Source organism: Pseudoalteromonas sp. TB25 (genome assembly GCF_000497995.1).
In the GTDB taxonomy this organism is placed as follows: Bacteria; Pseudomonadota; Gammaproteobacteria; order Enterobacterales; family Alteromonadaceae; genus Pseudoalteromonas; species Pseudoalteromonas distincta.
The window spans coordinates 1-13,802 of record NZ_AUTI01000431.1; the positions used below are offsets into that span (position 1 = coordinate 1).

9 protein-coding genes and 2 rRNA genes are annotated in these 13,802 nt (G+C 39.9%); 7 read left to right on the forward strand and 4 right to left on the reverse strand.

The features are described 5' to 3' along the window. The 7 genes from L652_RS0121005 to L652_RS0121035 all read left to right on the forward strand — a co-directional run. Nucleotides 1-2,251 (forward strand): 23S ribosomal RNA (locus L652_RS0121005); the annotation flags it as partial. Between the two features lie 145 nt (nt 2,252-2,396). After that, nucleotides 2,397-2,511: ribosomal RNA gene (gene rrf / locus L652_RS0121010) — 5S ribosomal RNA — on the forward strand. Between the two features lie 573 nt (nt 2,512-3,084). Then, nucleotides 3,085-3,879 carry a VOC family protein gene (locus L652_RS0121015; protein WP_024596425.1) on the forward strand — a complete coding sequence of 265 codons (795 nt, stop codon included), beginning with the start codon at nt 3,085-3,087 and terminating at the stop codon, nt 3,877-3,879. Between the two features lie 88 nt (nt 3,880-3,967). Beyond that, on the forward strand, nt 3,968-4,333 hold the full coding sequence (locus L652_RS0121020) for a hypothetical protein (protein WP_002959878.1): 366 nt from the start codon (nt 3,968-3,970) through the stop codon (nt 4,331-4,333). Beyond that, nucleotides 4,330-6,663, forward strand: a complete 2,334-nt coding sequence (locus L652_RS0121025) for a fatty acid cis/trans isomerase (protein WP_024596426.1) — start codon at nt 4,330-4,332, stop codon at nt 6,661-6,663. The genes L652_RS0121020 and L652_RS0121025 overlap by 4 nt, the downstream gene beginning before the upstream one ends. A 132-nt stretch (nt 6,664-6,795) precedes the next feature. Then, the gene (locus L652_RS0121030; RefSeq protein ID WP_024596427.1) at nt 6,796-8,526 is read left to right on the forward strand and encodes a response regulator; all 1,731 of its coding nucleotides are present in this window, start codon (nt 6,796-6,798) and stop codon (nt 8,524-8,526) included. Between the two features lie 76 nt (nt 8,527-8,602). After that, the gene (locus tag L652_RS0121035) at nt 8,603-10,015 is read left to right on the forward strand and encodes an ATP-binding cassette domain-containing protein (RefSeq protein ID WP_024596428.1); all 1,413 of its coding nucleotides are present in this window, start codon (nt 8,603-8,605) and stop codon (nt 10,013-10,015) included. A gap of 47 nt (nt 10,016-10,062) precedes the next feature. Here the strand turns inward: L652_RS0121035 and L652_RS0121040 are convergent, their stop codons facing one another. From L652_RS0121040 to L652_RS0121055, 4 genes are all read right to left on the reverse strand, one after another. Further along, nucleotides 10,063-10,941 carry a TraB/GumN family protein gene (locus L652_RS0121040; protein WP_024596429.1) on the reverse strand — a complete coding sequence of 293 codons (879 nt, stop codon included), beginning with the start codon at nt 10,939-10,941 and terminating at the stop codon, nt 10,063-10,065. A 50-nt stretch (nt 10,942-10,991) separates the two neighbouring features. Then, the gene (locus L652_RS0121045) at nt 10,992-12,428 is read right to left on the reverse strand and encodes a HAMP domain-containing sensor histidine kinase (protein ID WP_024596430.1); all 1,437 of its coding nucleotides are present in this window, start codon (nt 12,426-12,428) and stop codon (nt 10,992-10,994) included. Next, nucleotides 12,409-13,083, reverse strand: coding sequence for a response regulator transcription factor (locus L652_RS0121050; protein ID WP_007377292.1), 675 nt, complete (start codon nt 13,081-13,083; stop codon nt 12,409-12,411). Before L652_RS0121050 ends, L652_RS0121045 begins: the two co-directional genes overlap by 20 nt. Before the next feature lie 63 nt (nt 13,084-13,146). Beyond that, a partial coding sequence (locus L652_RS0121055; RefSeq protein WP_024596431.1) for a sulfatase-like hydrolase/transferase occupies nt 13,147-13,802 on the reverse strand: 656 nt, incomplete at its 5' end.

The window sequence follows — 13,802 nt, forward strand, 5'->3', positions numbered from 1 at the left end:
TAGTTGCAAGGTATAGACCCGAAACCCGGTGATCTAGCCATGGGCAGGTTGAAGGTTGAGTAACATCAACTGGAGGACCGAACCCACTAACGTTGAAAAGTTAGGGGATGACCTGTGGCTAGGAGTGAAAGGCTAATCAAACCGGGAGATAGCTGGTTCTCCCCGAAATCTATTTAGGTAGAGCCTCGGACGAATACTTACGGGGGTAGAGCACTGTTAAGGCTAGGGGGTCATCCCGACTTACCAACCCTTTGCAAACTCCGAATACCGTAAAGTAATATCCGGGAGACACACGGCGGGTGCTAACGTCCGTCGTGAAGAGGGAAACAACCCAGACCGCCAGCTAAGGTCCCAAAGTCATAGTTAAGTGGGAAACGATGTGGAAAGGCCCAGACAGCCAGGAGGTTGGCTTAGAAGCAGCCATCCTTTAAAGAAAGCGTAATAGCTCACTGGTCGAGTCGGTCTGCGCGGAAGATGTAACGGGGCTAAACTATGCACCGAAGCTGCGGATTCAGAATTTATTCTGAGTGGTAGGGGAGCGTTCTGTAAGCGGTTGAAGGTGTACCGGGAGGTATGCTGGACGTATCAGAAGTGCGAATGCTGACATGAGTAACGATAATGGGAGTGAAAAACTCCCACGCCGGAAGACCAAGGGTTCCTATCCCATGTTAATCAGGGTAGGGTAAGTCGACCCCTAAGGCGAGGCCGAAAGGCGTAGTCGATGGGAAACAGATTAATATTTCTGTACTCGATATAATTGCGATGGGGGGACGGAGCAGGCTAAACAAGCATGGCGTTGGTAGTCCATGTGAAAGTGAGTAGGTTGGCGACTTAGGTAAATCCGGGTTGCTATTAAGACTGAGACACGAGACGAGTCACTAAGGTGATGAAGTTGTTGATGCCATACTTCCAGGAAAAGCCTCTAAGCTTCAGATTATATGGAATCGTACCCCAAACCGACACAGGTGGTCAGGTAGAGAATACTAAGGCGCTTGAGAGAACTCGGGTGAAGGAACTAGGCAAAATCGTACCGTAACTTCGGGAGAAGGTACGCTCCTATCTGTGATGAGACTTGCTCTCTAAGCGGACGGGAGCCGCAGTGACCAGGTGGCTGGGACTGTTTATTAAAAACACAGCACTGTGCAAAATCGCAAGATGACGTATACGGTGTGACACCTGCCCGGTGCCGGAAGGTTAATTGATGGGGTTATCCTTAGGGAGAAGCTCTTGATCGAAGCCCCGGTAAACGGCGGCCGTAACTATAACGGTCCTAAGGTAGCGAAATTCCTTGTCGGGTAAGTTCCGACCTGCACGAATGGTGTAACCATGGCCACGCTGTCTCCACCCGAGACTCAGTGAAATTGAAATCGCAGTGAAGATGCTGTGTACCCGCGGCTAGACGGAAAGACCCCGTGAACCTTTACTACAGCTTGGCACTGAACATTGAACCTACATGTGTAGGATAGGTGGGAGACTTTGAAGCAGCGACGCTAGTTGTTGTGGAGTCGTCCTTGAAATACCACCCTTGTAGTTTTGATGTTCTAACGTTGGCCCCTGAATCGGGGTTACGGACAGTGCCTGGTGGGTAGTTTGACTGGGGCGGTCTCCTCCTAAAGAGTAACGGAGGAGCACGAAGGTTGGCTAAGTACGGTCGGACATCGTACGGTTAGTGTAATGGTAGAAGCCAGCTTAACTGCGAGACAGACACGTCGAGCAGGTACGAAAGTAGGTCATAGTGATCCGGTGGTTCTGAATGGAAGGGCCATCGCTCAACGGATAAAAGGTACTCCGGGGATAACAGGCTGATACCGCCCAAGAGTTCATATCGACGGCGGTGTTTGGCACCTCGATGTCGGCTCATCACATCCTGGGGCTGAAGTCGGTCCCAAGGGTATGGCTGTTCGCCATTTAAAGTGGTACGCGAGCTGGGTTTAGAACGTCGTGAGACAGTTCGGTCCCTATCTGCCGTGGGCGTTTGAGAATTGAGAGGGGTTGCTCCTAGTACGAGAGGACCGGAGTGAACGAACCGCTGGTGTTCGGGTTGTCATGCCAATGGCATTGCCCGGTAGCTACGTTCGGAACTGATAAGCGCTGAAAGCATCTAAGCGCGAAGCAGGCCTCGAGATGAGTTCTCACTAGACTTTTAAAGTCTCTGAAGGGCCGTTGAAGACTACAACGTTGATAGGCAAGATGTGGAAGTGGTGTGAGCCATTAAGCTAACTTGTACTAATTACCCGTGAGGCTTAACCATACAACGCCAAACGCGTTTTATGCGACAGTTTAGACAGAAGTTAATATAACTAAAGTAGATATTACTTAGAAAGACTTAAAAAATATTATCAGATATTTTCCAAATTCAGTTAATGCGTAGAGATACGAATTAACGCCCAAATTTGCTTGGTGACAATAGCGTTTTGGACCCACCTGATTCCATGCCGAACTCAGTAGTGAAACGAAACAGCGCCGATGATAGTGTAGCATTTGCTATGTGAAAGTAGGACATTACCAGGCTTCAAATTGTAGAGAGCCCGACTAGAAATAGTCGGGCTTTTTTACGTCTGAAGAAAAGTAAAATACGCGCAATTAACACACACTCACATCAACACCCATCACGTAGGTCGGTCGAGCGTAGCGACTCACGACGTTAAAATCACAGCAAAATCCCTCAATATCTCAGTGGGCCAATCCAGTAGCATTTGCTATGTGACTCTCCACCGCTGTGGGCACTACGACATCCTACTGCGTAGCGCACCGACTTCAAATTGTAGAGAGCCCGACTAGAAATAGTCGGGCTTTTTTACGTCTGCAGAAAAGTGATTCATGGATTCCTCTAGAGCGAAGGACTTCTTAGTAAATCATTTATATCAATCAGCAATAATATTTAATCCATTTGAGAGGTTAAATCTGACCCTAACTGCGTTAAAAACCTCAAATATGAAACAACTGAATAACGAATTTTTGCCCTTCTTTTATCGACTCTGCTTAGCTATTGCTCTAATCTCAATTTATGGTCTGTTCCATTATTTCGTTTATAAAATGTGACAGAGTTCGTTTAGGTAAAATTAGAATAATAAGGGCTTACTCATGAGTAAAGTTGAAAACCATCCGCATGGTATTTTTTGTTGGTCAGAGCTTTGTACACACAATTGGAAAGACGGTAAGGCGTTTTATACATCTTTATTTGATTGGGGGTATGACGATCAACCTATTGGAGAGAACATATACTACACCATGCTACAAAAACAAGGTGATGATATCGCTGCAATGTACGAAATGCCTAAAGAGCAAATTAGTGCAGGTATCCCAAGTCATTGGTTGGCTTACATTGCCGTCGATAATGTTAATGATTGTGCGCTAAAAGCAAAAGAACTGGGTGCTGAAGTTATTGCCGGCCCTCATGATGTTATGAATGCAGGTCGCATGCTTATGCTAAAAGATCCAGTAGGCGCAACTGTTGCACTATGGCAGGGGAATGAGCATACAGGTTGTAAGCACTTAGGTGAATTAAATACGCCTTATTGGCATGAGTTAGCAACAAGAGATAGTAAAGTAAGTCGAGACTTTTACTGTGCTTTACTAGGCTGGGAAAGCGAAATAAAGCCTATGGAAGGGGTGGACTACATTTTATTTTTAGTCGATGGACAACCAATTGCCGGTATGCTTGAAATGACAAGTGAATGGCCTGATGATACCCCTGCTCATTGGATGATTTATTTTGCAGTAGAGAGTTGCGATGTAATTGTTAGTAAAGCCGCTAGCTTAGGTGGACAAGTATGTGTTCCTGCAACAGATATCCCAGATGTTGGTCGTTTTAGTGTTATATGCGACCCTCAAGGTGCTGTATTTTCGGTGATCGAATCTGTTATGGATGACGTTTAAACACAGTTACATTAGCTTTAGCGTTAATTTGCTCGCTAGTTTGATATAATACTCGTCAATTAAATCGTCAGAAAGTGCAGAGAACGCAATGGAATTTGAACAAGATAGTAATTTAACCCTCCCTTTATTTCTATTAGATGAATCATTAAGTAATAGAGACTTAGAGCAGCCTGATTTTGAAATATCAATTGGACTTGATGATGAGTTACTTGCTCAAATTTGCCAGAACCCAAGTGAAGATAGCAGTGTCGCTATTACTGTTAGCGGTTATGAGTTGCTTATAACTAATCCTCTGTACTTAGCTATATTAGATCAAGAGCACGATGCGCAGATAACATTAACGCATGGCCCTCTTTTAAGTATTGTTTTGAATACTGAAGGTCAGAATACATTCGTTTCTCCTCAAATGGATATGATGCCCACCTTTGATTTAGGTGATGAGGACGACGAATGAGAAAAATACTAATAAGTACGATAGTACTCATTATTTTAAGTGGTTGTGCATATTTGGGAAATGCTCACTACGATGATCTTTTTGGACCTGAACAAACACAAGAGAGAATGGTGCCTCATACAACAGGTGCTGGTGCTGATTTTTTACAAAATGTAAAACCTGTACTCGATACCCGCTGCGTAGTTTGTCATGGTTGTTACGATGCACCATGTCAACTGAAGCTCTCATCCCCTGAAGGTATTGACCGGGGGTTGAGTAAAGAGCTTGTTTACGATGGAACTCGTTTATTGGCAACGACCCCAAGCCGTTTATTATTTGATGCAACTAATACTCAGCAATGGCGAGAAAAAAACTTTACGCCAGTGCTAAATGAGCGCATACAAAGTGAAGAAGCTAACTTAGCGGGCAGTGTGTTATTTAATAGCTTAGTGTTAAAGCAAAGCCATGAATTGCCAGTAAACGAAGTGTTAGGTGATGAGTTTGACTTTTCGTTAGCGCGTTCGCAAACCTGCGCAACAATGGGTGAGTTCGATCGATTGGCAAGTGATCAACCTCATGGCGGCATGCCTTATGGTTTACCTGGTGTTTCGCGTGAAGAGTTTAATCATTTACAGAACTGGCTTAAAGGTGGTGGTAAAATGTCACATATTCAGCCACCAAGTAAATATGATCAGAATAAAATAGCGGGCTGGGAAGCATTTTTAAATCAAGATAGCTTAAAGTATCAGTTATCAGCACGGTATATTTATGAGCATTGGTTTTTAGCACATATTTATTTTACTTCAGAAAACCCACAAAGCTTTTTCAAACTAGTTCGCTCAAGTACGCCTCCTGGAGAGGAAATAAAGTTAATTAACACGCGTCGCCCATACGATGACCCTAAAGTTAGCCGTGTTTATTATCGTTTTATGCAAGAGCGTACAACCATACTTTCTAAAACACATTTACCTCTTGAGCTTAATGAAGCTAAATTACTGCGTTTATATGAGCAGTTTATTGCGCCAGATTATACGGTTACGAAAATGCCTAGTTATGAGGCTAAGGCAGCATCTAACCCTTTTAAAACTTTCGAAGTTATTCCAATTAATTCTAAGTATCAATTTATGCTTGATGAGGCAGAGTTAATTATTATGGGCTTTATAAAAGGGCCTGTTTGTCGTGGTCAGATTGCTTTGAATGTTATAAACGATCACTTTTGGGTGGCGTTTGCTGATCCTGATAAGGTTGCGACCCCTGCTGTAGGGGAAATGCTAATGCAACATGAAGAAGCGCTAGAACTTCCTGCTGCAGAGGAAAGTAATGCGTTACCTATTTCTAGCTGGGTTAAATACTCAGTTCGTGAGAAAAAATATTTACAGGCAAAAGTTGAGCTTGCTAACGAAATGTTTAAAGGTGGTGAGCACCTCACAACTGACTTACTTTGGAAAGGTGATGGGCATAATAAAAATGCGGCACTAACTATTTTCCGCCATTTTGATAGTGCAACTGTAGTTAAAGGTTTTATTGGTCAAGAGCCTAAAACCACCTGGATATTAGATTATGCTTTGTTTGAGCGTATTCACTATTTGCTTGTAGCAGGCTTTGATGTGTACGGAAATATAGGCCATCAATTAGTGACACGCCTATATATGGATTTTTTACGTTTAGAGGGAGAGCAAAACTTTTTAGCATTGTTACCTGAGGCTAAACGTAATCAAATCAAAAAGCAGTGGTATCGTAACTCACCACCTGACTTATCTAAGTTCTTTAAAAATAACCGAGAATTTAGTCAGCCAAGTGGTATTAACTATAAAACTGATGATCCACAGCATGAGCTATATACTTTGATGAAAGAAGCCTTAGCGCCAGTTTTAAGTGAAAAATACAACTACACTGAAGTGCCAAAGCCGTTAAATGTTGTAAGTAACATGCCAGCAAAAGCGGTAAACTTGTTACCTCAGCTTTCTTTTGTACTTGTAAAGCAAGAAGATAATAGCCATAAGGGCTACACTATTATTCATCATAATGCGCACTACAATATATCTAGTTTATTAAACGAAGATGGCCAACGTGCTTATGATGAAGATACCGCGACTATTGTTCCTGGGTTTATCGGAGATTACCCAGCAGCTATTTGGTATTTAAATAACGAGCAGCAAGTAAATGCTTTTGCCGAGCAATTGCCTATGATGCAAATAGAAGCCGATTATGGTGCTTTGAAATCTAAGTTTGGTATTCGACGTACTCATCCACAGTTTTGGCAATACAGCGATATATTGCACGATACAGCTAAAAAGTATCGTGGGATAGAATATGGAATGTTCGATTATAATCGATTAGAGAATCGCTAATATAATTTTACTACTATGGCCCAGCTTGATGCTGGGCTTTTTTATTGGGTATTAATAATTCGCTTAATTATTTTGACTGATTCTTCGTTTTAAAAAATTAGTCTACACTTATATAAAAAAACTGGTTTATACATGTTCAATATTATTAAAAGCGTGAGAACACGTTATCGATGGGCACTAATTGCAATAGCGCTATTAATAAGTGGCTCTGCTTTATTAATGCAGCATAGTTTTTCTGTTCAAAAGTTTGATGCAAAAATTATTAACATCGCTGGTAGCCAGCGTATGCTCTCACAGAAAATTGCTTGGCACAGTAATGCTATACTTAACATCAGTAATTACTCGCCAGCTCATACTGAGTCACTTGAGAAGTCCCTCAATACATTTAAAGAGTCCCATCAAACATTATTAACTAAAAACTCTGATGACGAATACATTTACTTAAATCCAGCGTTAGTAGACTTATATTTTGGTGAAACGATAGGGTTAGATAAAGCGGTATTTGACTATATAGAACAAACAGAGCGGCTTTTGTATCAGCAAGGAGAGATAAACCACTCAGTATTTTCTATAAAGTATGTTGAAACGTTATTAACAAAGCTTGATAAGGCAGTGAGCTTATTTGAATCTCAAGCTGTTAAAAAAGTAAATTGGGTCGCCAACCTAGAGATACTATGCTGGTTATTGGCAATGACATTATTACTTATTGAGTTAAGATTTGTTTTTATACCAATGGAAAAAGAGGTTTCAGACACGCTTTTAGAGCTACAAAAACAAAAAGATTTTGTTTATCAAACAAGTCAAAATAAAGAACATTTTATTGCCAGAGCTAGTCACGAATTTAGAACACCTTTGCAGGGACTTATTACGTCTATTGAGGAGCTAGAGGTTTCTGATAAACAGCAAAGCGTTAAAACCCAAGCTAACTATTGCGCGCTTAGGTTAATAGCCATATTAGATGAATTACAAGACTTGCAGGCTTTAAGTGCAGGTAAATGGGTACCGCATTTAAATGACGAAAACCTTTTAGAGTCGTGTAATAAAGTAGTAATAGCGTACAAGCATGCGTGTAAGCAAAAAGGCCTAAAACTAGTTAGATCTTTAGATGAATCGTTAAATTGTGTATGTAAATTGGATCATCAACGTTTGCAGCACACACTTACAGAATTAATTAGTAATGCAATTAAGTTTACACAAAAAGGTGAAATTACTGTTTCAGCTAAGCTTTTAAATGATGAATTTCATTTAACAGTGAGTGACACTGGCAGTGGCTTTTCGAAGAAGATTACCAGTCTTGAATTTGACTCATTTAAACAAACCAATCACTTTCAAGGGTTGAGAACAGGCCTAACCCGGGTTCAATACGTTGTAAAAGCACTGCATGGTGAAATTACTTTTACAAATAATAAAACTCATGGTGCTTTGGTGTCTTTGTATTTACCAGTGACAATAAGTAAAGCCCTCCCAACACCTCTTAAAGTAAACAACAAGCTAACGTGCTTAGTCGTTGAAGATAACCCATTAAACACTATGTTATTAACCCGCATACTTAGCTTATTAGGTTTAAGCTATGATTGCGCAGAAAATGGTAAAGTCGCGTGTGAGATGGTGAGTGAAAATCAGTACGATATTGTTTTTATGGACTTAAACATGCCAGTAATGGATGGGTTTGAGGCTATTAAAAAAATACGTTCCGATCTTAATAAAGTAATGCCAATTATTGTTATAACAGCAAATACCTCACAAAATGATATAGAGCGAGTTTATGAATACGGAGCTAACCTCCATATTCATAAGCCAATAAGCCAGCAAGCAATTAAAGACGCATTAAATAGTATTAGCGTTGTTAGTGAAATAAATTAATTTTGCAGATTACAAGCTTGCTAAGCTCTTTTAATATGCGTTAACTTGCTGTTTTAAGGTTTATTAGGAAAAGTTAGTGCAGTCAATTACGCTTGAGCAATTTAATGGTTACTTACAAGGGCAAGGTAAAAGCCGTTACGATATATGCAACCTAGATTGGCAAGTAAACCTAGGAGAACATTGGTTACTTTTAGGTGCTAATGGAGCTGGTAAATCTGCACTGACAGCTGCGTTAATCGGTGAGGCTAAGTGCGAAAGTGGTAAGCGTATAAGTAGTAGTATTAATAAGCTTATGCTCGTGTCTTCAGATTCGCATAAACAGTTACTAGCTCAAGAATTAGAGCATGAAAAGCACTCCCTCGTTAAAGACCTTGTTTTTACAGGGCATAGTAATAATGATGAGTTATTAGCGCAGCTAATAGAGTTATTTAAATTTAGCTCATTACTAAATAGGCATTTTAGAGACCTTTCAACGGGTGAAACTCGTAAACTCCTACTTATAAAAGCACTCAGCTCCCATAGTGAGTTAGTCGTGCTTGATGAGCCATTTCATGGACTCGACGTACAATCTTGCCAGCAGCTCAATAAAATACTCATAGAACTTAGCCAAACTATTACTTTTGTTTTTGTACTAAACCGCCTAGACGAAATCCCTTCATTCATTACTCACTATGGCTATGTAAGCCAAGGTTGCTTGTTACATAGTTTAGCAAAGCCAGACAGAGAGCAATTGAGTGATTTACTAAAACTACTTCATTTAGAACATACCTCATTGGATGTGCCATCACCTGATACCGAACAAGAGAAAAAGGCATTCACCGGTAATACCTTAGTTAAATTGAGTAATGCTAAAGTTAGTTACAGTGATGTAAGCATATTCAAAAATCTCAATTGGACTATAGAAAAGCATCAGCATTGGCAGCTCAGTGGAGCGAACGGTTCAGGCAAAACATGCTTATTAAATTTAATAACAGGTGATAACCCACAGTGTTATAACAATGACATTGAAGTGTTCGGTTTTAAACGTGGGACAGGGGAGAGTATTTGGGATATAAAACAGCATATTGGTTTTATATCTAACGCGCTACATATGGATTACCGCGTAAGTATATCGGCTTTAAATACTGTTATTTCAGGATTTTACGATAGCATAGGTTTATATCAAAAACCGAGCGACGCACAAATTAATATTGCTAAGCAGTGGCTGGCATTTATTGGTTTAAGTGATAAGCAAAATACCTCATTCACCCAGCTATCGTACGGCGATCAGCGTATGTTGTTAATTGTGCGGGCTATGGTAAAACATCCAACGTTACTTATTTTAGATGAACCTTGCTTAGGCTTAGATGAAGCAAACAGGCAACGTGTACTGCTACTAATAGAGAAAATTTGTGCTGCCAATACAAGTACTGTGATTTATGTAAATCATCATGCGGCAGACAAAATTAAAGGAATAGAGAATTACTTAAAAATGGAAGACTTTCATTAAAAGCTCAGAGAAAGGTTGAGTGGGAATTCACTCAACCCATTTTTATTTTAAAGACGAGTAACGCTAAAGCCTTTATCTCGAAGTTGTTTAAGTAACCCGTGTTTTTCAGGTAAATGCAAAGCGCCTACAGCAATAAATAGCTGCTCGTTTGCTAAACGCGGTGTGAGTTGTTTAACCCAATTATTATTACGGTTAGTTAGCATTACTTGCTCGCTAATTTCACCGTAATTACTGTCATCAAAACTCATATTGTAGTAATCGGTTAGTGTGTCCATGTCACCGCTTTTCCACGCATTAACTAACTTGATAAAGTAAGTATTAATATCGGCTAGTTGCTCAAAGGTTTCTTCAATCATTTCATTGCTTAGTAGCGCCATACCATCAAACATTTGTAGTTGTTGCTCTAGGGTTTCAAGCTCGCCAATTTTAATATTATGCTCTTTAGCATAATTAAGCACTTGCTTGTCTATACCGGTTTTATCTGAATATCCTGCATTTTGAAATTCAATTTGCATCATAGTCACCATAACAGCCCAAGGCTTTAAGCCATTAAACATAGCAATATCAATCGACTTTTTAGCAAAGTAATCTTTTAGCTTGGTATAATTTTGCTTTGAAAGCTCAGTTTGCAGTGTTTTACCGTCACTTAGCATCATAAATGGCATTGAGCGCTGTTGCATTTCAAGTGGTGTAAGTTTGCTTATATCAACTTCAACAATCACTTCTTTGCTTGCGCTAATCGCATCGGTTACATTTTTAGGTAAGCCTTTCATGCTGGCATCACCAACGTGTACGGTGCCAAATAAGTAAGAGCTGACGCCATTTTTTTCTATTTTATATAAGGCAGGTGCTGCATAGCTGTTAAAGCTAAATGTTATAAGTAATGCCACAATAAAAAAGTGGCTAACACGGGTAAGAGCATTCATGGTTTGTCCTTAAAATCTCGAAGGTTAGTAGTGTAAATACTAACCTAAATTTACTTCAGAGGTAACGTTAATATAAACGTTAGCGTATTGTTTTCGGTATTACTGGCCGTAATAGTAAAGCCATTTAAGTTACATAAGCTCTGTACAATTGATAATCCTAAACCATGGCGCTGATTATTAGTTCTAGATGAATCTAGCTGATAGAGCGGGTCAAAAATAGCAATTAGCTGTTCATTACTTAGTGGTTTAGTTACTTTGTTACTAACAGAGATAGTCATGTTTGTGCTGTTATTTACGGCAGTTAATTTAATTGGCGCCTCAGGAAGTCCATAAAATAGTGCGTTATCGATTAAGTTACACAAAATGGTATTTAAACTAAATTCGTCAGCATTAAGCGTAAGTTCGCCACTTATTTCGTTATTTAAACGCGTTTTAATAGTTGGGTGCTTAAAGGTCAGCTCATCAATAATTTGATTTACTAAGTTATTTAGAATGATATTTTGTGCATTCAATTGCATAGCACTACTACTTGAGCGCTGCAATAATAAGAGGTTGCTAACAATTGTTTTCATACGCTGTGAAATATTAAGCACATCACTGGTATAGGTGTCGCTAATGCGTTTATCGTCAGGGTAGCGAATAGCCACCTCTGAGAGGCTTATTAGTTCAGCTATAGGGGTTTTAAGCTCGTGTGCAATGTCGCTTGTTAGGCGTTTTTCATTACTATAGAGTTGCTGATTAACGGTAATAAACTTATTTAGCTCGTTACGTATAGGTTCTATTTCTTCTACTTTAAAGTCGCTTTCTATTGTTTGCGCAACACCGGTAATATCGAGTAACTTAATTTGGTCGTTTAAGTTGTGTAGTGGGTGCAGGCCTTTATTTACAATACGTGTCACTAAATAGCGCACACCAAACACGCCAAGTACACAGGTTAAAATAAAGACCACATCAATAATAATCAGTACTTTATTAAGTTCGGCTGTCGGCGCTGCGATTGCAAGTGTCATGGTATTAAAAACAGCAGAGTGAGTGGGGTTTCTATCATCTTTTTGGGCTACAAAGTGACTTATAAGTGCGCGACCATCACGTCCGTTAGGAAGCTCGTAATCTATAATTTTAGATTCGTTAATCGGCATTTCTAAAAAAGGCAGGTTAGCATTTTCATAAAGCGCTAATGAGTCCGAGCGCTCAAACACATCACGGCCATGCCATAATTGGTAAAACTCCGTGGCATCGGCTGCTTCATACTCCGACATAAACTCACCAGCAAAATCAAATTCAACCACGTTGTTGTCATCTTCAACTAAGGTTTTTAAGTAGTTAGCTTTATTAGTTAAAGACTGATTAAACTGATCTTCCACCCAAGTATCAACACTTAAATCAACGGTTAAAAATATGGTGAATAAAATAACTGAGATCACGGCGCTAATATTATTAACGAGTTTACGTTTTATTGAGTGATTTTTATTTTGTTGTTGCGACATAACCAAATCCACGTTTATTTTTTATCGGGAGCTCGCCATCAAACTGTCTTACTTTTTTACGTATGGTTGAGATGTGTGCTTCAAGCGCATTTTTAGAGAGCATATCAAACTGACCTACCACCGCTTCACTTATAAGCTCAAGCCCCAATACTCGCTCTGGGGCGTTAAATAAGCATTCTATTATTTTATATTCATTACGCGTGAGCTCAATGGCATGTTGCTTGTAGTGAAGAGTTTTAAGCGAGAGATCTAATACGCAATCACCTACGGTAAGGGTATTTTGTTGATTTTGCAGTGAACCACGACGAAGTAATGCAAGGACACGAGCATGGAGTTCTTCAAACGAAAATGGCTTAGTTAAATAATCGTCAGCGCCTTTCATAAGGCCGTTAATTTTATCTTGAGGCTCACTTCGTGCCGATAAAATTAGCACACGGCTTTGGCTATTACTGCTGCGCAGTGCTTGTAAAATACTCATGCCATCAACGCTCGGTAGCATTAAATCAAGTACGAGGAGGTCGTAGTTTCCACTTAGTGCCATACTCAGCCCTTCTGAGCCATCACCAGTTTCATCTACGGTAAAACCAAGGTTGCTAAGGCCAACTTGCAAGCTGCGTCTTAATGCTTCTGAGTCTTCAATAACGAGGATTTTCATGTTTACTCGGTTTATAAAAATAGCCTTGTTACTTTAACAAGGCTTTATTATCAAGTCACTTGGTTAATGATACCAACCATTTGTGTAGGCTAAATTACCTAAGTTCGCATGGGCTAGGGCTTTTTTTACTAGTTGCTCATCGTTTTCACATGGCACAAGCTGGTTATTGCTATACGTATAGGTGGTTGCTGGTTTTTGTGGTTGTAACACCACCACTTTATTATCGTGCATGTAGGCAAAGTTTTTGTCGTATTGCATCATTGCGCGTTGTTTGTTGTCGCTAATTGGCTTTGATAAATCATGACCTATCATAGGGTGCTTACCACTTGCGCCAATTAAAGACAGTAGAGTAACAGGGATATCGAGCTGGCTGGCTAGTTGGTTATCTCGTTTATGGGTAATACCTTTTCCAAAAATAACGGCCGGAATTTTAAAGTGATCAACCGGTACTAAGTTTGAACCCGATACGCGCGAGTCGTGATCGGCAATAACTATAAATACAGTATCATCCCAGTAGCTCGATTTTTTAGCTTTTTCGATAAAGGTGCCTAGTGCGTAATCGGCATACTTGGCAGCATTATTACGGGTTTGTTTTTGTTTATCGTACAGCGTTATTTTATCGTCAGGAAAGTCATACGGGCTATGATTAGAGCTTGAAAATATAAGGCTAAAAAATGGTTTGTTTTGATTTTTAAGCTTAGTAAGTTCTATATCGGCTT

What these genes read in the sequence shown, in the direction of transcription:
- L652_RS0121015 (WP_024596425.1), top strand. Translation starts at nt 3,085, where the DNA reads ATGAGTAAAGTTGAAAACCATCCGCATGGTATTTTTTGTTGGTCAGAG.
- L652_RS0121020 (WP_002959878.1), top strand. Translation starts at nt 3,968, where the DNA reads ATGGAATTTGAACAAGATAGTAATTTAACCCTCCCTTTATTTCTATTA.
- L652_RS0121025 (WP_024596426.1), top strand. Translation starts at nt 4,330, where the DNA reads ATGAGAAAAATACTAATAAGTACGATAGTACTCATTATTTTAAGTGGT.
- L652_RS0121030 (WP_024596427.1), top strand. Translation starts at nt 6,796, where the DNA reads ATGTTCAATATTATTAAAAGCGTGAGAACACGTTATCGATGGGCACTA.
- L652_RS0121040 (WP_024596429.1), bottom strand. Translation starts at nt 10,941, where the DNA reads ATGAATGCTCTTACCCGTGTTAGCCACTTTTTTATTGTGGCATTACTT.
- L652_RS0121045 (WP_024596430.1), bottom strand. Translation starts at nt 12,428, where the DNA reads ATGTCGCAACAACAAAATAAAAATCACTCAATAAAACGTAAACTCGTT.
- L652_RS0121050 (WP_007377292.1), bottom strand. Translation starts at nt 13,083, where the DNA reads ATGAAAATCCTCGTTATTGAAGACTCAGAAGCATTAAGACGCAGCTTG.